The 19,732-nt window shown below is 67.2% G+C and carries 21 protein-coding genes; 14 read left to right on the top strand and 7 right to left on the bottom strand.

Going from position 1 to position 19,732, the window contains the following annotated elements; genetic code table 11:
* Positions 1-90 precede the first annotated feature (90 nt).
* Both AB4879_RS17445 and AB4879_RS17440 read right to left on the bottom strand, forming a co-directional pair.
* Positions 91-801, bottom strand: a complete 711-nt coding sequence (locus AB4879_RS17445; RefSeq protein ID WP_370508587.1) for a TIGR03089 family protein — start codon at positions 799-801, stop codon at positions 91-93.
* Positions 801-2,219, bottom strand: coding sequence for an LCP family protein (locus AB4879_RS17440; protein ID WP_102808623.1), 1,419 nt, complete (start codon positions 2,217-2,219; stop codon positions 801-803). Before AB4879_RS17440 ends, AB4879_RS17445 begins: the two co-directional genes overlap by 1 nt.
* A gap of 160 nt (positions 2,220-2,379) precedes the next feature.
* Between AB4879_RS17440 and rfbD the strand changes: the two genes are divergently transcribed.
* The 3 genes from rfbD to AB4879_RS17425 are packed head-to-tail and all read left to right on the top strand — an operon-like array spanning position 2,380 to position 5,224.
* Positions 2,380-3,258: a dTDP-4-dehydrorhamnose reductase gene (gene rfbD, locus AB4879_RS17435; RefSeq protein WP_370508586.1), complete on the top strand. Its 879-nt coding sequence runs from the start codon at positions 2,380-2,382 to the stop codon at positions 3,256-3,258.
* Positions 3,255-4,142 carry a glycosyltransferase family 2 protein gene (locus AB4879_RS17430; RefSeq protein ID WP_233209402.1) on the top strand — a complete coding sequence of 296 codons (888 nt, stop codon included), beginning with the start codon at positions 3,255-3,257 and terminating at the stop codon, positions 4,140-4,142. Before rfbD ends, AB4879_RS17430 begins: the two co-directional genes overlap by 4 nt.
* A 5-nt stretch (positions 4,143-4,147) precedes the next feature.
* Positions 4,148-5,224 carry a sugar phosphate nucleotidyltransferase gene (locus AB4879_RS17425; protein WP_102808625.1) on the top strand — a complete coding sequence of 359 codons (1,077 nt, stop codon included), beginning with the start codon at positions 4,148-4,150 and terminating at the stop codon, positions 5,222-5,224.
* On the opposite strand, the gene AB4879_RS17420 is transcribed toward AB4879_RS17425, so the two are convergent.
* From AB4879_RS17420 to cofD, 3 genes are read right to left on the bottom strand one after another with little or no spacing between them, the layout of a single operon-like run.
* Positions 5,221-5,760, bottom strand: a complete 540-nt coding sequence (locus AB4879_RS17420) for an NUDIX domain-containing protein (RefSeq protein WP_370508585.1) — start codon at positions 5,758-5,760, stop codon at positions 5,221-5,223. The two genes, AB4879_RS17425 and AB4879_RS17420, sit on opposite strands and share 4 nt — an antisense overlap.
* Complete coding sequence (locus AB4879_RS17415) at positions 5,757-7,100, bottom strand: coenzyme F420-0:L-glutamate ligase (protein WP_370508584.1); 1,344 nt, start codon at positions 7,098-7,100, stop codon at positions 5,757-5,759. The genes AB4879_RS17420 and AB4879_RS17415 overlap by 4 nt, the downstream gene beginning before the upstream one ends.
* The gene (cofD, locus tag AB4879_RS17410) at positions 7,097-8,098 is read right to left on the bottom strand and encodes a 2-phospho-L-lactate transferase (RefSeq protein WP_370508583.1); all 1,002 of its coding nucleotides are present in this window, start codon (positions 8,096-8,098) and stop codon (positions 7,097-7,099) included. The genes AB4879_RS17415 and cofD overlap by 4 nt, the downstream gene beginning before the upstream one ends.
* Positions 8,099-8,490: 392 nt before the next feature.
* On the opposite strand from cofD, the gene AB4879_RS17405 reads away from it, so the two are divergent.
* Positions 8,491-8,757 (top strand): WhiB family transcriptional regulator, encoded by a 267-nt coding sequence (locus AB4879_RS17405; RefSeq protein WP_172507244.1) that lies wholly within the window; start codon positions 8,491-8,493, stop codon positions 8,755-8,757.
* 27 nt (positions 8,758-8,784) lie between these two features.
* On the opposite strand, the gene AB4879_RS17400 is transcribed toward AB4879_RS17405, so the two are convergent.
* Positions 8,785-9,207 (bottom strand): metallopeptidase family protein, encoded by a 423-nt coding sequence (locus tag AB4879_RS17400; RefSeq protein ID WP_036340282.1) that lies wholly within the window; start codon positions 9,205-9,207, stop codon positions 8,785-8,787.
* Positions 9,208-9,369: 162 nt separating this feature from the next.
* Here AB4879_RS17400 and AB4879_RS17395 point away from each other — a divergent pair, with 162 nt between their 5' ends.
* The 5 genes from AB4879_RS17395 (at position 9,370) to AB4879_RS17375 (ending at position 14,518) form a co-directional block, all read left to right on the top strand.
* Positions 9,370-9,795 (top strand): DUF3499 domain-containing protein, encoded by a 426-nt coding sequence (locus AB4879_RS17395; protein ID WP_199189960.1) that lies wholly within the window; start codon positions 9,370-9,372, stop codon positions 9,793-9,795.
* 77 nt (positions 9,796-9,872) lie between these two features.
* Complete coding sequence (locus tag AB4879_RS17390; protein ID WP_370508582.1) at positions 9,873-11,264, top strand: phosphomannomutase/phosphoglucomutase; 1,392 nt, start codon at positions 9,873-9,875, stop codon at positions 11,262-11,264.
* Complete coding sequence (locus AB4879_RS17385; RefSeq protein WP_370508581.1) at positions 11,261-12,337, top strand: TobH protein; 1,077 nt, start codon at positions 11,261-11,263, stop codon at positions 12,335-12,337. Before AB4879_RS17390 ends, AB4879_RS17385 begins: the two co-directional genes overlap by 4 nt.
* A 7-nt stretch (positions 12,338-12,344) precedes the next feature.
* Entirely contained in the window at positions 12,345-13,571 is a 1,227-nt protein-coding gene (gene manA, locus AB4879_RS17380; RefSeq protein ID WP_370508580.1) for a mannose-6-phosphate isomerase, class I, read from the top strand.
* A 26-nt stretch (positions 13,572-13,597) separates the two neighbouring features.
* Positions 13,598-14,518 carry a cation diffusion facilitator family transporter gene (locus AB4879_RS17375; RefSeq protein ID WP_370508579.1) on the top strand — a complete coding sequence of 307 codons (921 nt, stop codon included), beginning with the start codon at positions 13,598-13,600 and terminating at the stop codon, positions 14,516-14,518.
* Here the strand turns inward: AB4879_RS17375 and AB4879_RS17370 are convergent.
* Complete coding sequence (locus AB4879_RS17370; protein ID WP_370508578.1) at positions 14,475-15,866, bottom strand: FAD-dependent oxidoreductase; 1,392 nt, start codon at positions 15,864-15,866, stop codon at positions 14,475-14,477. The two genes, AB4879_RS17375 and AB4879_RS17370, sit on opposite strands and share 44 nt — an antisense overlap.
* Before the next feature lie 58 nt (positions 15,867-15,924).
* On the opposite strand from AB4879_RS17370, the gene AB4879_RS17365 reads away from it, so the two are divergent.
* The 5 genes from AB4879_RS17365 to AB4879_RS17345 all read left to right on the top strand — a co-directional run bounded on the left by AB4879_RS17365 (position 15,925) and on the right by AB4879_RS17345 (position 19,715).
* Positions 15,925-17,406 (top strand): amino acid permease, encoded by a 1,482-nt coding sequence (locus tag AB4879_RS17365; protein ID WP_370508577.1) that lies wholly within the window; start codon positions 15,925-15,927, stop codon positions 17,404-17,406.
* A gap of 164 nt (positions 17,407-17,570) precedes the next feature.
* Complete coding sequence (locus AB4879_RS17360; RefSeq protein WP_233209405.1) at positions 17,571-18,731, top strand: alkane 1-monooxygenase; 1,161 nt, start codon at positions 17,571-17,573, stop codon at positions 18,729-18,731.
* The gene (locus AB4879_RS17355) at positions 18,728-18,901 is read left to right on the top strand and encodes a rubredoxin (protein ID WP_102808603.1); all 174 of its coding nucleotides are present in this window, start codon (positions 18,728-18,730) and stop codon (positions 18,899-18,901) included. Before AB4879_RS17360 ends, AB4879_RS17355 begins: the two co-directional genes overlap by 4 nt.
* Positions 18,898-19,086: a rubredoxin gene (locus AB4879_RS17350; RefSeq protein ID WP_370508576.1), complete on the top strand. Its 189-nt coding sequence runs from the start codon at positions 18,898-18,900 to the stop codon at positions 19,084-19,086. The genes AB4879_RS17355 and AB4879_RS17350 overlap by 4 nt, the downstream gene beginning before the upstream one ends.
* 86 nt (positions 19,087-19,172) lie before the next feature.
* A complete protein-coding gene (locus AB4879_RS17345) occupies positions 19,173-19,715 on the top strand; it encodes a TetR family transcriptional regulator (protein ID WP_233209406.1) in 543 nt (180 codons plus the stop codon).
* The last annotated feature ends 17 nt before the right edge of the window (positions 19,716-19,732 follow it).

The following is a 19,732-nucleotide window of genomic DNA, read 5'->3' as shown; positions in this document are numbered from 1 at the left end:
CAGGTCATCCCCGGCAGCTAGGTGTCGCTGGACTCAGTCCTCTTGTCGGCAGCCGATATTGAACCGGCCGCGCCCACCAAGGCGGCCGCCTCACACCAGATCCTTGGTGACCTTCTCGGTCGTCCGGCGCCGTTCCAGTGCTGCGGCATCGGGGTTGGCCACCTGAACCAGTGACGCGCCCGCGACGAACACTGCGAGCAGGTTGGCGATGACGTCGTCCGCGGAGGTCCACGGCAATGACGACATCACCCGGTCGCCTGCCGTCAGAGCGGCCTCGGCGGCGGAATCGGAAGCGGCAGAGAGCACGTCGTCGACCGACCTGCCATCCAGTGCTGGACCTGGTCGCGGCTCTGCGGCGTACTGGTCGCCGTGCACCCGCACCGCCGTCGCATAATCGGTGACACCGATCGGCAGATCGGGCGCCGGCTTGCCGAACGGATCCAGCGACAGCACCGCGACCTCACCGCCGGCGACCGCGTCGTCGGCCTCGTCCAGCCGCTCAGCGGTGCACAGCGCGAGATCCGCCGCTCCGGAGAGCACGACCTCGGCGCCGATCCACCACACGCCCAACAGCACCGCCGCGGTCTGCCAGTGCGCAGGCAACAGCACGGCCACCCGGGTGCCCGGGCCTGCGCCGAGTTCGTCGCGCAACAGGTTGGCGGTCTTGGCCGCCCAGTTGGCCAGCGTCACCGTCGAGCACTCGATGCGCTCACCGGTCGCGTCGTCGTAGTAGGTGATCCGCGGACCCATCGGGTCGGCCCGCAGCAGCGGATCCAGAACGGCAGCAGTCAGATTGGCCATCAGTTGACGCACTTGGGGTCGTCGGACCCCGCGGTGATGATGGGCGACGGCGGGGGAGCCACACCGTCACCGGCCTGACCGGCCGCCTGGCTGACCGCAGCCGACGTCGGCAGCGAACCCTCCAGGCCCGAGCCCGGTCCGGTGTAATCGCTGGACAGCACCACCCGCACCGTTCCCGCCGGAATCGCACTGTCGGCCACCACCGGCAGACCGCCCAGCTCCTTGGCGACCGCCTGCGCGCCCAGGTCATCCTCCTTGGCCGCCTGCACCTGGCTTTGCGTCACATGGTCCTTGTCGTTGTTGCCGATGTCGCCCGCCCCAAAGCCCCTGCCGGTGAGCACTTCTGACACGGCACCGGCAAGCCCGTTGATGTCGGTGTCGTTGACCACGTCGGCCTTGGTCTGCTCAGGGGAGTAGGCGATCTTCTCGGTCTTGCCCTCGGCTTGATCGTGCAGCAGGCCGGCGACCCATTCCTGAACCTGGGCTGGATCGACCCGGACCACGGACTGCATGCCGTCGTCGCTCCAGCCGGCTTCGTCGAGCACAGGGATGGTCGCGAACGCCACGTTGCCGCCCGCGAGGTTCTCCAGCTGCTTGATGAAATCCATGATGTCCCAACCCGATGAGAGCACCACGGAACGCTGGATGGCGTCCTGCAGCCTGTTCAGGGTCGATGGGCTGGTCAGCGTCTTGCCGGAGATCACCTGGTGCGCCAGGGATGCCATCACAACCTGTTGGCGCACCACCCGGTCGAGGTCACCGCGGGGGAGGTCGTGACGCTGCCGGACGAAACTCAGTGCCTGCGGTCCGTTGAGCTTCTGCCAGCCGGCCGGGAAGTCGGCACCGGAGAGTGGTTCGTAGACGGCATCTTTCAGACACACATTGACACCACCGAGCGCATCGGTGATCAATGAGAAACCGAGCAGGCCGATCTCGGCATAGTGGTCGACGGTCACGCCGGTCAGGTCGGCGACGGTCTTGATGAGCGCTTCGCGGCCCGCTTCGACGGCCTTGGGTTCGGCCTCGGCCGGATCCATGCCCTGCTGCTCGACCAACTGCTTCATCTTCTCGAGCTTGACCTGGCCGTAGACGCCGTTGATTTTCGTCTTGTCCAGTCCTGGCGCCTTGACATAGGAGTCGCGGGGGATCGAGATCGCCGTCGCCGACTTCCCGTTGTTGGGGATGCGGACCAGGATGATCGTGTCGGTGTTGGTCGACACGTCGTCGCCGGCGTGCAACGCCGCCAGCTCGTCTTCGGACAGCGGGTTGCCGTGAGCATCGGTGCGGCTGTCCATCCCGACCAACAAGATGTCGATCGCGCCGTCCTGACCGCCTCCGCCGAGTGCCGAGGTGCTCATGTGGAAGATGCCGTTCTCGAAGGAACGGATCTTGCCCCACGCGACACCGGTGCTGACCATCACGGTCACGGCGATCAACGCGAGCACGAGTCGGGTCACCCGCTGGGCGCCCGTCCGTGCTTCGGTGTCAGCAGGCATCAGCCCAGGCTACTGGCGAGACGGGCGCATACCGGGTAGCGCAAACCGGCGTGCCAGACTCGTAATTGTGGTGTCGAGGATCGTGATTACAGGTGCCGGCGGCCAAGTTGGGACATTTCTCGCAGGTGAGGCGGCCCGTCGGGGCATCGAAGCCAGCGCATTGACGCATCAGGAGTGTGACATCACCGACCCCGCCGCAGTCGAGCGGTTCATCGCCGCATCGGACCTGGTGGTGAACTGCGCGGCCATCGCAAACGTGGACGCCGCCGAGGCCGACCCCGACACCGCCTATGCCGTCAACGCCACCGGAGCGGAGAACGTCGCGCACGCCTGCGCCCGGGTCGGCGCGCCGCTGGTGCACCTCTCCACCGACTACGTCTTCTCCGGCGAGCCGGTCGACGGTCAGCACCGCCAGCCCTATGACGTCGGCGACGAGGCCGCGCCGCTGGGTGTCTACGGGCGCACCAAGCTCGCCGGTGAGGTGGCCGTACTGGCCGCGATGCCGGACGCCCACGTCGTGCGCACCTCATGGGTGTACACCGGCGCAGCGGGCACCGACTTCGTGGCGGCGATGCGCCGGCTCGCAGGCACCGGTGAGTCCGCCGACGCGGTCGACGACCAGATCGGCTCACCCACCTACGTCAAAGACCTCGCCAAGGCGATATTCGAGATCGGTGAGGGGCGCATTCGGGAGCCGATCCTGCACGTCGCCAACGAGGGCGCGTGCACGCGCTTGGAGCTGGCACGGGCGGTGTTCACCGAACTCGGCGCAGACCCGCAGCGGATCCGGCCGGTGAGCACAGCGCAGGCGGGCCGCCCGGCGCCGCGCCCGGCGTATTCAGCATTGTCGATGGGGCTCTCGGTGCGGGCCGGACTCACCCCGCCGAGGCCGTGGCGGGAGGCCCTGGCCGAGGCGCTTGCCCAGCCCGTCCCCGGCGGACAGTTACCCTCTACGCCGTGACGTCGAGCCGCCCCCTGACCGTGGTGACGGTGACCTACTCCCCGGGCTCACATCTGGATCGCTTCCTGTCCTCCTTGACGGTGGCCACCGACCGCCCGGTGACGGTGGTGCTCGCCGACAACGGTTCCACCGACGGCACACCGGAGGAGGCGGTGGAGCGCTACCCGGGCACCCGACTGGTGCGCACGGGCGGGAACCTCGGCTACGGCAGCGCCGCCAACCGCGGTGTGGCGACGGTCCCCGGCGACGACGAGTTCGTGATCGTCGCCAACCCCGATGTGGTGTGGGGACCCAACAGCATCGACGAACTGCTCGCCGCCGCCGACCGCTGGCCGCGCGCCGCGACCCTGGGCCCGCTGATCCGCGACCCGGACGGTTCGGTCTACCCGTCGGCGCGCCACCTGCCGAGCCTGCTGCGTGGCGGCATGCACGCGGTGGTCGGTTTCGTCTGGAAGACCAACCCGTGGACCAGGGCCTACCGCCAGGAGTACCTCGAGCCCACCGAGCGCCCGGTGGGCTGGCTGTCGGGGGCGTGCCTGCTGATCCGTCGCGCGGCATTCGACCAGGTCGGCGGGTTCGACGAGCGCTACTTCATGTACATGGAAGACGTCGACCTCGGTGACCGGTTGGGCCGGGCCGGCTGGCTCAACGTCTACGTCCCGTCGTCGGAGATCCTGCACGCCAAGGGCCACTCGACCGGCCGGGACCCGGCCAGCAACCTGCGCGCACATCACGAAAGCACCTACTTATATTTGTCCGATCGGCATTTTGGCTGGTGGCGTGCGCCGTTGCGATGGACTATGAAGAGCGCGTTGAAGGTTAGGTCACGCGCGGCGGTACGCAAATCCCGTCGCGAGCTGGCGAGAAGCAGGGGGACCCGGTGAGTGGAATTGATCCGTCGAAGGTCGACGCTGTGGTGCTGGTCGGCGGCAAAGGCACCCGGCTACGGCCGCTGACCGTGTCGGCGGCCAAGCCGATGCTGCCGACCGCGGGGTTGCCGTTCCTGACCCACCTGCTGTCCCGCATCGCCGAAGCCGGCATCGAGCACGTCGTGCTCGGCACCTCGTTCAAGGCGGCGACCTTCGAGAACGAATTCGGCGACGGGTCCAAGCTCGGCCTGCAGATCGAGTACGTCGTCGAAGATCACCCGTTGGGCACCGGCGGCGGGATCGCGAACGTCATCCCCAAACTGCGCAACGACACCGTGATGGTGTTCAACGGTGACGTCCTGTCCGGCATGGACCTGCGCCAGATGCTGGCCAGCCACCACGAGTCGCAGGCGGATCTGACCCTGCACCTGGTGCGCGTCAGTGACCCGCGGGCATTCGGCTGTGTGCCCACCGACGCCGACGGCCGGGTGGAAGCGTTCCTCGAGAAGACCGAAGATCCGCCGTCCGACCAGATCAACGCCGGCACCTACATCTTCAAACGCGAAATCCTCGATCAGATCCCACAGGGTCGCGAGGTGTCGGTGGAGCGTGAGGTGTTCCCCGCCCTGTTGGCCGACGGGGTGAAGGTCTGCGGCTACGTCGATTCCAGCTATTGGCGCGACATGGGCACACCGGAGGACTTCGTCCGCGGTTCGGCTGACCTGGTCCGGGGTTTGGCGCCGTCGCCGGCGCTCGGTGGGCGACGCGGGGAAAGCCTTGTGCACGACGGGGCTTCGGTGTCCCCGGGCGCGGTCCTGGTCGGCGGCACCGTGGTGGGCCGCGGCGCCGAGATCGGGCCGGGCGTCCGCCTGGACGGCGCGGTCATCTTCGACGGGGCGCACATCGAGGCGGGCTCGGTGGTGGAGCGGTCGATCATCGGGGCCGGCGCCCGGATCGGACCGCGCGCGTTACTGCGCGACGCCATCATCGGCGATGGCGCGAACATCGGCGCGCGCTGCGAACTCCTGCGCGGTGCGCGGGTGTGGCCGGGAGTTGTCATCCCGGACTGCGGCGTTCGCTACTCGTCCGACATCTAGACCCGCGAGCGGCCGACCGACACCAGGTGTGCGACCGCCGCGTCGATCCCGTCGGGCAGAGCGTCGACCGGCCACCATCGCAGATCGAGCGACTCGTCGCTGATGTGAATGGTCGCGTCCGCGGGTGCGCGGGCGATGAACTGGAGATCCAGATGCCGGGTGGGCACACCCAGCGAGCAGGTCAATGCGTGAACGTGGATGGCGCCCAACGACGCGTCGATGCGCAGGCCGTCGATCCCGGACTCTTCGGCCGCCTCCCGCATCGCGGCCGCGACGATGTCGGCGTCGGCGTCCTCGCAATGCCCGCCGAGCTGAACCCAACGGCCGAGCCGCGGATGCAGGGTGAGCAGCACCTGGTCGCCGGTGTGATTGACCACCAACGCCGACGCGGTGATATGCCCTGGGGTGCAAGCCCGCTCGCAGGCATCGGTGCGGGCCAGCAGAAAGGCCAGGACGGACTGCCGTAGCGAGTCCTGACAGTCGTCCGGCGCATCCCATTCGGTCAGCAGCTCGATGGCCGACTCCCGCACGCTCACTTGCGCACCAGCAGGTCGCCGACCGGCGCCGGCTCACGGGGTTCGGGCGGTTCGACGGGATAGCCGATCGCGACGGCGCCCAGCGGTTCCCAATCAGACGGTAGATCAAGGGTTTCCCGAACCAGTTCGGCCGCGAAGATCGTCGAGCCGATCCAGCAGCTGCCCACGCCGCGCACGGCCAGCGCCACCAGGAGTGCTTGTACCGCGGCGCCGACCGCGACGGTGAACATCGTGTGCTCGGCCTGGGTGCGGACCGGGTCGGGATAGCTGTGGGCGCCCTCGGGCACCAGGAACGGGATGACGACCTCGGGCGCGTCGTAGAGGATCTGACCGCGGGCGACGCGCCGCTCGACGGCGTCGGCGGGCTTACCGTCGCCGGAAAGATCCTCGCGCCAGGCGTCTTTCATCCGGTCCAGCAGTGCGATGCGACGCCCCCGATCCTGCAACCAGACGAACCGCACCGGCCGGGTGTGGTGCGGGGCGGGTGCGGTGAGTGCCTCGGCGACGGCCTCCTCGATGAGCGTGTGGTCGACCGGCTCCGGCGCGAACTGTCGGACCGACCGGCGCACGAGCTGGGCTTGGCGGCGCCCGAGCTCCAGTGCCTCGGCGGTGCCCAGCCAGAACAGGTCGTCCTCACCGCCGCGCAACAGGCGGGCCGCGGTGGACCCGTCGTCCTCGAGCTCGAGGCCGCGGACTACCGCGACGGGCACCGCGGTCAGCTTGCCCTTCACCAGGTCGGCGGCGGCGGCGATCTCGTCGGCGACGGCGACTTCGGTGACCACCAGCTCGTTGCCGTGCCGGTCGACGGCGCCGGCGTATCCGTAGAGGACGGGAAGCCCGGCGGCGCCGATTGCGGCGTCGGTCTGGCCGTTGCGCCAGGCACGACCCATGGTGTCGGTGACCAGAACCGCGACATTCACGCCGAGCCGCTCGCGCAGTGCCGTGCGCAGCGCGGCGGCGCTGCCGTCCGGATCGACGGGCAGCAAGGCCAATTCGGTGGACCCGACGTTGGATCCGTCGACGCCCGCGGCTGCCTGCACGATGCCGTTGCGATTCTCGGTGATCAGCGTCCGACCTTTGCGGGCCAGCACCCGCACGGCCTCCTGGTCGATGATCTTGCGACGCAGGGCGTCCCGTTCGTCGGGGTCCGCCGGTGCCGCGACGATGCGGCCCTCGCACTTGGACATCACCTTGCTGGTGACGACGACGATGTCGCCGTCGCGCAGCCATGGCGCCGCCGAGACGAGGGCGGCCGCCAGATCATCGCCGGGGCGGAACTCCGGAAGCCCGGGGACGGGCAGGATTTCGACGGGTGCTGCGCTGCCATGCTCGAGACTCACGGCGCCACCCCCGCCAATTCGAGCCCGGCGCGCACCATTTCGGCGGTGGCCGCCGGATCGGACATCAGCAGCGGTATCGAGTGCACCGTCAGTCCGGGTACGTCGGCGTGATCGCCTTCGGACACCAGCCAGTAGTCCAGGATTCCGGTCGCCGAGCGCGCGCCGTAGTGACGGGCGACGGCGTGCGAGGAGGTTTCGACGCCGATCACCGACAGGCATTCGTCGGCCATGCCGCGCAACGGCTTTCCGCCGATGATGGGGGAGTAGCCGACGACCGGGGCGGGTGTGGAGCGCAGCGCGGCGCGAACACCGGGGATGGCGAGGATTGCGCCGATGCTCACCACCGGGTTGGAGGGGGCGAGCATGACCACGTCGGCTTCGGTGATCGCGTCGACGACACCGGGCCCGGCAGTGGCGTTTTCGGACCCCACGAACGCGAAACTGTGCGTGGGCACCTGCGCCCGGTAGCGCACCCACCATTCCTGGAAGTGGATCGCTTTGCGGTCACCGGTGTCGGGATCGTCGATCACAACATGGGTTTCGCACCGGTCGTCACTGGCCGGCAGGAGCGTGGCCCCCGGTTGCCAGCGGTGGCACAGCGCCTCGGTCACCTGCGACAGGGGATATCCGGCACGCAGCATCTGACTGCGCACCAGATGTGTGGCGAGGTCGCGGTCGCCCAGGCCGAACCAATCGGGTTGCACGCCGTAGGCCGCCAATTCTTCTTTCGCGTGCCACGTCTCGTTGCGATGTCCCCAGCCGCGCTCGGGATCGATACCTCCACCTAAGGTGTACATGCAGGTGTCGAGGTCGGGACAGATGCGCACACCGTGCATCCAGGCGTCATCGCCGATGTTGACCACGGCGGTCAGCGCGTGATCAAGATCGCCTGTGGCTCCGGATATCTGGCCGGCGAACTGGCCCAGGCCGAGCAATCGCTGTACGCCCAGCAGGAAGCGGGCACCCCCGACGCCGCCGACCAGAACGGTGATCTTCACACCGATCGACACTAGGCGGTCGGGCATTTCGGCGGCCAACGCGGTCACGATCGCGTCACTCCCAAGACACGCCGGGGCATCGACTCGCCGAATTATCCAAGGGAAATGGTATTAATTTCGGTTCAATCGCTTGACCGGGCCACTGCATAAGTGTCTAATCACATCAGTGTCATTTCCCGGTCGGACCAGCCGGTTTCGGTGTCCCAGACCGCGATTCGACCAAGTGTTCGAACGAGTTGGGCACACTTCAATAGTGGGCGACATGCAAAAGATCTACGAAACCAGGTGAGGAGGCGGAAATGTCCTATGAGCACGTGTTCGGCACGATGGGGTTGCCGCAGTCCATTACCGGTTCGCAGACGATGGGGGTAATGGCACGCGCTCACTTGAGTTTGGTGCCAGACCCGATCATCGATGCGACGCCGGATTCGGCCGATGAAGAAGACCAGTGGCAGGAACGCGCGCTGTGCGCGCAGACCGATCCCGAAGCGTTCTTCCCCGAGAAGGGCGGTTCCACTCGCGAGGCCAAGCGGATCTGCTTGGGCTGCGAGGTCCGTGAGTCGTGCCTCGAGTACGCCTTGGCCAACGATGAGCGCTTCGGTATCTGGGGCGGACTCTCCGAGCGGGAGCGCCGTCGCCTCAAGCGCGGCATCATCTGACGACGACCGCGGGTCGGAGAATCCGACTCAGTCGTCGTCGATGGTCGGGTCGATGACCGACGGCTCGACCCCGAGATAGGTAGCCACCTGCGCCACCAGAATCTCGTGCAGAAGATCGGTCAGATCGATCGAGTCCTTGGCCCGGCGCTCGATCGGCTTGCGGAACAGCACAATTCGGGCGCGCGTCGAGTTTCCGCGAACGTCCACTCCGGCTGGGATCAGCCGGGCCAACGCGATCGGCCCGTCGGCCACCACTTCAGCGGGCCACTGCACACTGTCCGGATCCTTCGGCGCGATGCGCGGGATCTCGTCGACGGCAACGTCGAGACCGGTGAGCCGTTGTTGCCAGCGCCGCTCGATCGGCTCATAGGCTTCCAATACCGCCATGTCGAATCGCTCTGCGCGGCTGCGCCACCCCGGCACCGTCGGCGGCAGCAATGGGCCCCGCATCTCACGTCCCCGGCGCGACCCCGGGCTGCCACCGGCTCGTCCACCTCGCCGGGAGCTGCGGGAATCGACCACGGATGTGATCGTAACGGTTGTGAATCGGCCGACCGGCGGCTGCGCGTGTCCCCCGGCAACCTGTGAATGAACCGCGATAGCCTCACGGACGTGAATGTTCCTCGTCGCTGCTGCCGGCCTGGATGCCCCCATTATGCGGTGGCGACGCTGACGTTCGTCTACTCCGACTCGACTGCGGTCGTCGGGCCACTGGCAATCTCCCGCGAACCGCATTCGTGGGACCTGTGCATCACTCATGCCAACCGCATCACTGCCCCCCGGGGTTGGGAGCTGGTCCGCCACGCTGGCCCGCTGCCGGAGTTCCCCGACGAGGACGATCTCGTCGCTCTCGCCGATGCAGTCCGGGAAGGCCGTGAGTTGCCCACACGGCCCCCGATCGCCGGGTTCTCCGATCCCAGCGGAGCCGCGCATGCGCCCGCGACCGGAACTCCGATCATGCCGGCGGCTGCGCATCGACCGACGACCGCCGGCCGACGCCGTGGGCACCTGCGGGTACTGCCGGACCCCACCGACTGACCCGATAGCCGCCCTTGCCGGGGGACCGGAACAGATAGGCTGGCGGCCAAGAGTCCCTCTCGGTCAGGAGATCTGTCATGTCGAGGCCCGCCGACGCGGTTCGCCGTGTGATCAAGGCTTATGACGTGCGCGGTCTGGTCGGGGACGAGATCGACGACGCGTTCGTCTCCGACGTCGCCGCCGCGTTCGCCCGGCTGATCCGCGGTGAGGGCGGCGGCCGGATCGCGATCGGTTACGACATGCGCGAAAGCTCCCCGGCGCTTGCCGCGGCATTCGCCGACGGGGTCACCGCCCAGGGTCTGGATGTGGTGCGGATCGGGCTGGCGTCCACCGATCAGCTGTACTTTGCGTCCGGTTTCCTCGACTGCGCGGGTGCCATGTTCACCGCAAGCCATAATCCGGCCGCCTACAACGGCATCAAGCTCTGCCGCGCCGGGGCCAAGCCTGTCGGCGAGGACACCGGGCTGGCCAGCATCCGCGACGAAGTGATCGCCGGGGTTCCCGGCTATGACGGGCCGCGTGGGCAGGTGAGCGACCGCGATGTCCTCGCCGACTACGGACAGTTCCTTCGATCGCTGGTCGACGTCGCCGGCATGCGACCACTGCGGGTCGCGGTCGATGCAGGTAACGGCATGGCCGGCCATACCACGCCTGCCGTCCTCGGCCCGATCGAGGCGTTGACGGTGCTGCCGCTGTATTTTGAACTCGACGGTTCGTTCCCCAATCACGAAGCCAATCCGCTGGAGCCGGCCAATCTGGTCGATCTGCAGAAGTTCGTGGTGGAGACCGGCGCCGATATCGGGCTGGCGTTCGACGGCGACGCCGACCGGTGTTTCGTCGTCGACGAACGCGGCGGTCCTGTTTCGCCGTCGGCGGTCACCGCGCTGGTCGCCGGCCGCGAACTCACCCGGGAGATCGGTGCCACCGTCATCCACAACCTGATCACCTCGCGCGCGGTGCCCGAGTTGGTCGTCGAACGGGGCGGAACGCCGGTGCGGTCGCGCGTCGGGCACTCCTATATCAAGGCTCTGATGGCCGACACCGGAGCGATCTTCGGCGGTGAACATTCGGCGCACTACTACTTCCGCGACTTCTGGGGCGCGGACTCGGGCATGCTGGCCGCTTTGCATGTGCTGGCCGCGTTGGGCGAGCAGGACCGGCCGCTGTCGGAACTGATGGCGAATTATCAGCGCTATGAGGCCTCCGGGGAGATCAACTTCCGGGTGGCCGACGCGCCGGCGTGCGTCGAATCCGTTCTGAAAGCCTTTGGGCATCAAACTGTTTCGCTGGACCATCTCGACGGCGTGACGGTTGACCTCGGTGCGGGGGCCTGGTTCAACCTGCGCACCTCCAACACCGAACCGCTGCTGCGCCTCAACGTCGAAGCGCGCAGCGCCCAGGAGATCGAGGAGATCGTCCGCCGCGTCTCCGAGGACATCGCCGCCCAGCCGGCCGAGGCGGCGCCATGAGCGCAGCGCATGCCACCGTCGACCTCGATGACACCGAGGGCCTCCTGGAAGCCGACCGCGACGGGCTCCTGCGGGCCGCCGCGATGGCGGGCGCTCAGGTACGCGCCACCGCGGCCGCCGTCGACGAGGGCGAACTGGCACTGCTGGCGGCCGACCATCGGCCGCGGACCGTCATCTGGGTCGCCGCCCGCGGCGCGGCCGAGAGCGCAGGCTCGATGCTGGCCGCCACCCTCGGCGGCGTCGCAGGCGAGCCGATCGTGGTGGCCGCCGAATCTCCGCCCTGGATCGGCCCGCTCGACGTTCTCGTGGTGGCCGGCGACGACGCCGGGGATCCGGCGCTGGTGTCCGCCGCGGCGACGGCGGTGCGCCGCGGCGCCCGGGTGGTCGTCGCCGCACCGTATGAGGGTCCGCTGCGCGACGCCACCGCGGGACGGACCGCGGTGCTCGAGCCCCGGCTGCGGACGCCCGACGAATTCGGGTTGAGCCGTTACCTCGCGGCCGGCCTCGCGACCATGCAGGCTGTCGATCCGGCACTGCAGACCGATCTGGCCACCCTGGCCGACGAACTCGACGCCGAGGCGTTGCGCAACAGCGCGAGCCGCGACGTGTTCACCAATCCGGCGAAGGCACTGGCCGAGCGGATGTCCGGCAGGCAGGTTGTGCTCGCCGGCGATTGTGCGGCCACCCTGGGCCTGGCCCGGTACGCCGCGACGGTGTTACTGCGGCTGGCCGGCCAGGCCGTCGCCGCGGCCGGACTATCCGACGCGCTGGTCGCGTTACGCACCGGCATCGCACATCAATTCGGCGATCCGGTGGATGCGCTGTTCCACGACGAGGAGCTCGACGGTCCGCTCTCGAGGGGCCCGAAGGTGCTGGCTTTGACCCTGGACGCCGAACGCCCGATGCTCGCCGCGCGGGTGAGTGGCTTCGACGACGTCGATCTGGTCGGGGCGCAAGACCTCGGGGAGGGGGGGTCGGTTCCGGCCCCGACCGGGCGAGCCGAACAACAGCTCGCCACGCTGGCCGTCCGATTGCAGATGGCCGCGGTTTATCTCAGATTGGTGGGGGGATAACGTCCCAGTGGAATTGCTACGTGGTGCGATACGCACCTACGCATGGGGATCTCGGACAGCCATCGCGGAGTTCACCGGAAGACCTTCGCCCACAGCGCATCCCGAAGCCGAGCTGTGGCTGGGTGCTCATCCTGGGGATCCGGCGTGGTTGGAGACCGCGGACGGCGAGACATCGTTGCTCGACGCCGTGCGAGCCGATCCGGACGGTCAGTTGGGGACTGCGGTGCGCGGTCGCTACGGCGACGTGCTGCCCCTGCTGGTGAAGGTGCTGGCCGCCGAGGAGCCGCTGTCGCTGCAAGCTCATCCCAGCGCGGAACAGGCCGTGGAAGGTTATGTGCGCGAGGATCGTCTGGGCGTGCCGCTCACCTCACCGATCCGCAACTATCGCGACCGCAACCACAAGCCTGAGCTGTTGGTCGCGCTCAGCGAATTCCACGCCCTCGGCGGCTTCCGGCCGGCCGCGCGTTCGGTCGATTTGATGCGTGCCCTCGCGGTGGCCGAACTCGATCCGTTCATCGGATTGCTGAGTGGCCAGCCCGACGCCGACGGTCTGCGTGCCCTGTTCACCACCTGGATCACCGCACCGCAGCCCGATCTGGACGTGCTGATCCCCGCCGTCCTGGACGGTGCGGTGGATTATATGCGTTCCGGTGCAACGGAATTCGACGATGAGGCCAAGACGTTGCTGGAGCTCGGTGAGCGGTATCCCGGGGATGCCGGTGTGCTGGCGGCCATGCTGCTCAACCGGATCACGCTGGCTCCGGGTGAGGCCATCTTCATGCCGGCGGGCAACCTGCACAGTTACATCCACGGCGTGGGAATGGAGGTGATGGCCAACTCCGACAACGTCCTTCGCGGTGGCCTGACGCCCAAGCACGTCGACGTGCCCGAGCTCTTGCGGGTGCTGGACTTCAGGCCCGCCGATGAGACGATGCTGCGGGCGCCCACTCACCGCGAGGGCATCGAGCTGGTCTACGAGACGCCCGCGCAGGAGTTCGCCGCGTGCATCCTCATGCTCGACGGCGAGAATCTCGGCCACGAGATCGACGCCCCGTCCCGCCATGACGGTCCCCAGATCTTGGTCTGCACCGAAGGTTCGGTGCTCGTACGCGCGAAATCGGATGTGGTGGAGCTTGATCGCGGGGCCGCAGCCTGGGTGGCCGCCGACGACGGTCCGATCCGCTTGGAGGCGACGTCGCCGTCCCGGTTGTTCCGGGCTACGGTTGGCCTGTGAGTAACTGAGCCTGGGGAGGACACCGCATGTCGACCGAGGGCAGCACCAAGGCGATCCTCGCGGCGCTGGCCGCCAACGCGGGCATCGCGGTCGCGAAATTCGTCGGATTCCTGATCACCGGAAGTTCCTCGATGCTCGCCGAGTCGGTGCACTCGGTGGCCGACACGTCGAATCAGGGGCTGCTGCTGTTCGGTCAGCGCCAGGCCCGCAAACAGGCGGACAGCCTGCATCAGTTCGGGTACGGCCGCAGTCGCTACTTCTATTCGTTCGTCGTGGCGCTGGTGCTGTTCAGCCTGGGCTCGATCTTCGCCCTGTACGAGGGCTACCACAAGATCGGCCACCCCGAACCGCTGACCTCGCCGATCGTGGCGGTGGTGATTCTGGCGGTGGCAATTGCCCTGGAGTCCTACAGCTTTCGTACCGCGATGGTGGAGTCACGTCCGTTGAAGGGCACCAGCTCGTGGTGGCAGTTCATCCGTCGTTCCCGCAATCCCGAGCTGCCCGTGGTCCTGCTGGAGGACACCGGCGCCCTGATCGGTCTGGTCTTCGCGCTCGCCGGCGTGGGCTTGACGATTCTGACCGGCAACCCGGTGTGGGACGGCGTCGGCACCATCTTGATCGGTGCGCTGCTCGGTGTCATCGCCGTGATCCTGATGGTCGAGATGCACAGCCTGCTGATCGGCGAGGGCGCCACCCCTGACGAATGCCGGGCGATTCAGTCGGCACTCGAGCAGACCGCCAACGTCGACCGGGTCATCCACCTCCGAACGCAGTACCTGGGTCCCGAGGAGATGCTCGTCGGGGCCAAGATCGCGCTGGCCCCGGATACCGACCTGGCGACGGTGGCCGTCACCATCGACGCGGCGGAGGCGGCGGTCCGCTCTGCGGTGCCCGCCGCGCGGGTTATCTACCTGGAACCGGATCTGGATCGAGCACTGGCGCGGTAGCTCGTTTCTGCGCCCACCACGATGACATGTTGTGCCGGATCGCGCGGCCGATCATCGATGCGGGCGGCACCATGTACAAACTGTCCAGCAGGCTGAACCGACGCAGAAACCATTCCGCCAGAACGCGGTCGGTCTCGGCGGCGCCGAGGAACTGATCGAACAACGCCCCGACCGGTTGGTACCACCACGGCGCCGAGCCCTCGGTGCCGTGCAGGGTCAGGTCGCCGATCGCGTTCATCGTCCAGACGGGATACGTGGATTTCGCGGTGGCGCGGGCCAGTTCACGGGTCAGGTCGCCGGTACCGGAGTCCAACAGCCGGCGCAGATGGCCAGCCTGCAGCGCGGTCATCGTCATGCCCTGGCCGTAGGTCGGGTTGAAACTCACCACGGCGTCTCCGATCGGCACGATCCCGCCGGGAAAACGCTGGAGTTTGTCGTAGCGGCGCCACCGGCTGACCGGATAGCGGTGGAAAGCGATGTCGCCCAGGGGTTCTCCCTGGCGAATCGCGGACGCCAGCGGTGCAGGCAGCACGTCGTCGGCGACCTGGTGTATCTCGGACAGCGTCTGCGGCGGCGGGACGTGATTGACGGTGAACGTGGTCAAGCCCCAGGTGCCGTCCTCGTAGAAAAGCATGCCCAGCCCGGCCTGCTGACTGCGTGACGCCCCCGCCACCACGACCTTTTCGGTGATCAGGCCGTCGGGGATTCTCAACTGCTGTGTGGCGTAAGAGATTCCGACATCGATGGTTTGTTCGCGGGGGCGGGCGAACCCCCACTCGTCCAGCCACGACGGTAGTCGGGTGCCGCGACCGGAGGCGTCCACCACGAGGTCGGAGGCCACGAACTCGTCCCCGCCGGCTGCGGACAACTCGACGCCGGTGACTGTTTGGCGCTCCCCGTCGAATCGCGGTGCGTTCACGTCGCGCTGCACGATCTCCACGTTCGGCAGGGCGGCGGTGCGGCGGCGGATCTGCCACTCGAGCTGCTTGCGGCTGGGCACGTACGCGGTGAACTCACGCCGCAGGGTGTGCCCGGTGCCCAGCACATGGCCGGCGGCGCCGAAGTGGATGCAGTCGGGGCGGTTCTCCAGTTTCGCCACCCCGGCGGCGACCATGTCGTCGAGCAGACCGGGATACAGCGTGTCGAACTCGTGAGCCCCCCGCGCCATCAGGATGTGTACATGCCGATCCTGGGGCACCGCACCGCGGTGCGCGGGTTGCGGGGGCAGGGTGTCGCGTTCGTAGACGGTCACCCGCTCGTAGTGGTCGGACAACACCCGGGCAGTGCACAGCCCGGCGATGCTGGCCCCGATGACGATGGCATGGTGACGCTTCGGGGGTTGGCCCACGACCTCTTAGATACCCGCTCAAACTGTGCCTAACCGGGGTATGAGAAGGAACATGCAGATGACCTCTAAGTGGCGGACCAAGTCGGTGGAGCAGTCCATTCTCGACACCGACGAGCCGGGCACCCGGCTGCGTAAAAATCTGACGTGGTGGGACCTCACGGTCTTCGGGGTCTCCGTCGTGGTCGGCGCGGGCATCTTCACCGTCACCGCCTCGACCTTCGGCAACATCACCGGTCCAGCGATCTCGGTGTCCTTCGTCATCGCCGCCGTGACCTGCGGGTTGGCCGCGCTGTGTTACGCGGAGTTCGCCTCGATGCTCCCGGTGGCGGGCAGCGCCTACACGTTCTCGTACGCGACGTTCGGCGAGTTCGTCGCCTGGATCATCGGCTGGGACCTGATCTTGGAATTCGCGGTCGGCGCCGCCGTGGTGGCCAAGGGCTGGTCCAGTTATCTGGGCACCGTCTTTGGTTTCTCCGGTGGGGTCGTGGCCATCGGCCCGCTGAACTTCGACTGGGGTGCTCTGCTCATCGTCGCGATCGTCACCACCTTGCTGGCGTTGGGCACCAAGCTGTCGGCCAACGTCTCCGCGGTGATCACGGCCATCAAGGTCGCGGTTGTCGCACTCGTCGTCATCGTCGGGGCGTTCTACATCAAGGCTGCCAACTTCTCGCCGTTCATCCCTGCGACCGAGAGCGGCGAGAATGCGTCCGGGACCGGCATCAACCAGTCCGTATTCTCCCTGTTGACCGGCGCCCAGAGCAGTCATTACGGCTTCTACGGGGTGCTGGCCGGCGCCTCGATCGTGTTCTTCGCGTTCATCGGTTTCGATGTGGTGGCCACGACGGCCGAGGAGACCAAGAACCCGCAGCGCGATGTCGCGCGCGGCATTCTCGCTTCGCTGGCGATCGTCACCGTGCTCTACGTGTCGGTCTCGATCGTGCTGTCGGGCATGGTCCAGTTCAGCGACCTGCGAGACAAGGCCGAGAACGGTCACGCCAACCTCGCCACCGCCTTCTCGCTCAACGGGGTGGACTGGGCGGCCAAGGTGATCTCGATCGGTGCGCTGGCCGGTCTGACCACGGTGGTCATGGTGTTGATCCTGGGGCTGTCGCGGGTGTTGTTCGCGATGGCGCGTGACGGCCTGCTGCCCCGTCAGCTCGCCCAGACGGGCAACCGCGGCACCCCGGTGCGGATCACCGTGCTGGTCGGTGTGCTCACCGCCGTCGCGGCCACTGTCTTCCCGATCGACAAACTCGAAGAGATGGTGAACGTCGGGACGCTGTTCGCCTTCATCCTGGTCTCGGCCGGCGTGATCATCCTCCGGCGAACCCGCCCGGACCTGGAGCGCGGGTTTCGCGCGCCGCTGGTCCCGGTGTTGCCGATCTTGTCGATCGCGGCGTGCGGCTGGCTGATGCTCAACCTCACCGGCCTGACCTGGATCCGGTTCGTGGTGTGGATGGTCATCGGGGTGGGGTTCTACCTGCTCTATGGGCGATCGCATTCGGTGTTGGCCAAGCGGGAGGCCGCCGCCGCGTCCTGAGTTTTACAAACAACCATCATTTGTCTAGACACCCGACAAATCTGCCTCTATAGTCAAGTCATCGCAACTTGACGTGGGAGGTAACTGTCGTGACGTCTCAACTGGACTCCGCCGCCATTCCGGCGGCCGCGCCGTGGCGGGATAAGAAGCGCTATCTGTGGCTGATGGGCCTCATTGCGCCGACCGCACTGTTCGTGGTGCTGCCGGTCATCTGGGGTCTGAACCAGCTCGGCTGGACCGCGGCATCCCAGGTGTTCTTCTGGGTCGGCCCGTTCCTGATCTATGCGCTGCTGCCGGCGCTGGATCTGAGGTTCGGCCGCGACGGCCAGAACCCGCCCGACGAACTGATGGAGTACCTGGAGAACGACAAGTACTACCGGTACTGCACGTACGCGTTCATCCCGTTCCAGTTCCTCAGTCTGATCTTCGGCGCCTACATGTTCACCGCGTCGAACCTCAGCTGGCTGGGCTACGAGGGCTCGCTGAGCTGGTTCGCCAAGATCGGTCTGGCGCTGTCGGTGGGCGTGCTGGGCGGTACGGGCATCAACACCGCGCACGAACTCGGCCACAAGAAGGATTCGCTAGAGCGCTGGCTGTCCAAGATCACGCTGGCCCAGACCTGCTACGGCCACTTCTACATCGAGCACAACCGCGGCCATCACGTCCGCGTCGCCACCCCGGAGGATCCGGCATCGGCGCGCTTCGGTGAGACGTTCTGGGAGTTCCTGCCGCGCAGCGTGTTTGGTAGTGCCCGTTCAGCGCTCACACTCGAGGCGGCCCGGATTCGCCGACTCGGCAAGAGCCCGTGGGATCCGCGTACCTGGCTCGGCAACGACGTTCTCAACGCCTGGCTGATGTCGGTGGTGCTGTTCGGTGCGCTGATCGCGGTGTTCGGTCCCGCCCTGATCCCGTTCCTGATCATCCAGGCGGTGTTCGGATTCTCGATGCTGGAGTCGGTGAACTACCTGGAGCACTATGGGCTGCTGCGCCAGAAGAACGACAACGGCCGCTACGAGCGGTGCTCGCCGCAGCACAGCTGGAACTCCGATCATCTGGTGACCAACCTGTTCCTCTATCACCTGCAACGGCACAGTGACCACCACGCCAATCCGACTCGCCGTTATCAGACGCTGCGCAGCATGTCCGAGGCGCCCGAATTGCCAAGCGGCTATGCGACTTTGATCGGCGTGACGTACTTCCCGTGGGTGTGGCGCCGGATGATGGACCATCGGGTGATCGAGCACTACGACGGTGACATCACCAAGGTCAACATCGATCCGCGCCGACGGGCCAAGATCCTGGCCCGGTACGGAGTGCCGGCATGAGCGCCTACCAGTGCCCGATTTGCGATTACGTGTACGACGAAGCGAAAGGTGCTGCGCGGGAAGGCTTCCCGCCCGGCACTGCCTGGGCCGCGGTGCCCGACGACTGGTGCTGCCCCGACTGTGGGGTGCGAGAAAAAGTTGACTTCGAAGAGATGGGTGTCAAGCAATGAACGAGCAGGACTACAAGCTGTTCATCTGCGTGCAGTGCGGATTCGAGTACGACGAAGCCAAAGGCTGGCCTGAGGACGGCATCGCACCGGGCACCCGCTGGGACGACATCCCGGAGGACTGGAGCTGCCCGGACTGCGGCGCGGCGAAGTCGGACTTCGAGATGGTGGAAGTCGCCAGGCCGTGACCACTACTCTCGCGCATGTGAAGAGTCCTCGGGTGCCCTATCCCGAGGCCTCTCGCGCGCTGCTGCGGGACTCGGTCCTCGACGCGATGCGCGAGGAATTGCTGACCAAGGACTGGTCCGCGATCACCCTGTCCGACGTGGCGCGCACCGCCGGGGTCAGCCGTCAGACCATCTACAACGAATTCGGCTCGCGGCAGGGTCTGGCCCAGGGCTATGCGATCCGGCTGGCCGACCGCCTGGTTGATGCGATCGGGACCGCGATCAGCTCCAACGTGGGCGACGTGCTGGCCGCCTTCACCGAGGGCTTTCGGGTGTTCTTCACCGAGTCGGCGGCCGACCCGCTGGTGATCTCGTTGCTGACCGGTGTTGCCAAACCCGACCTGCTGCAGATGATCACCACCGACAGCGCGCCGATCATCACCCGCGCGTCGGCCAAGCTCACCGAGGCCTTCATGAACAGCTGGGTCAGTGCCAGTGAGGCCGACTCGGGGGTGCTGGCCCGCGCGATCGTGCGGCTGGCGATGAGCTACGTGTCGATGCCGCCCGAGGCCGACCACGATGTGGCCTTAGACCTGGCCCGATTGATGACGCCGTTCGCCGAACGCTACGGTGTAGTCGATATTCCTTAGCTGTCAGAGCGCTCCAC

The sequence above is a fragment of the Mycobacterium sp. SA01 genome (assembly GCF_041287105.1).
Classification (GTDB): Bacteria; Actinomycetota; Actinomycetes; order Mycobacteriales; family Mycobacteriaceae; genus Mycobacterium.
The sequence above is the reverse complement of the archived record's forward strand: the minus strand, read 5'-3'. Positions and strand labels throughout refer to the sequence as shown.

What these genes read in the sequence shown, in the direction of transcription:
- AB4879_RS17445 (WP_370508587.1), bottom strand. Translation starts at nt 801, where the DNA reads ATGGCCAATCTGACTGCTGCCGTTCTGGATCCGCTGCTGCGGGCCGAC.
- AB4879_RS17440 (WP_102808623.1), bottom strand. Translation starts at nt 2,219, where the DNA reads ATGGTCAGCACCGGTGTCGCGTGGGGCAAGATCCGTTCCTTCGAGAAC.
- AB4879_RS17400 (WP_036340282.1), bottom strand. Translation starts at nt 9,207, where the DNA reads ATGCGGGGCCCATTGCTGCCGCCGACGGTGCCGGGGTGGCGCAGCCGC.
- AB4879_RS17390 (WP_370508582.1), top strand. Translation starts at nt 9,873, where the DNA reads ATGTCGAGGCCCGCCGACGCGGTTCGCCGTGTGATCAAGGCTTATGAC.
- AB4879_RS17385 (WP_370508581.1), top strand. Translation starts at nt 11,261, where the DNA reads ATGAGCGCAGCGCATGCCACCGTCGACCTCGATGACACCGAGGGCCTC.
- AB4879_RS17375 (WP_370508579.1), top strand. Translation starts at nt 13,598, where the DNA reads ATGTCGACCGAGGGCAGCACCAAGGCGATCCTCGCGGCGCTGGCCGCC.
- AB4879_RS17365 (WP_370508577.1), top strand. Translation starts at nt 15,925, where the DNA reads ATGACCTCTAAGTGGCGGACCAAGTCGGTGGAGCAGTCCATTCTCGAC.
- AB4879_RS17360 (WP_233209405.1), top strand. Translation starts at nt 17,571, where the DNA reads ATGGGCCTCATTGCGCCGACCGCACTGTTCGTGGTGCTGCCGGTCATC.
- AB4879_RS17355 (WP_102808603.1), top strand. Translation starts at nt 18,728, where the DNA reads ATGAGCGCCTACCAGTGCCCGATTTGCGATTACGTGTACGACGAAGCG.
- AB4879_RS17350 (WP_370508576.1), top strand. Translation starts at nt 18,898, where the DNA reads ATGAACGAGCAGGACTACAAGCTGTTCATCTGCGTGCAGTGCGGATTC.
- AB4879_RS17345 (WP_233209406.1), top strand. Translation starts at nt 19,173, where the DNA reads ATGCGCGAGGAATTGCTGACCAAGGACTGGTCCGCGATCACCCTGTCC.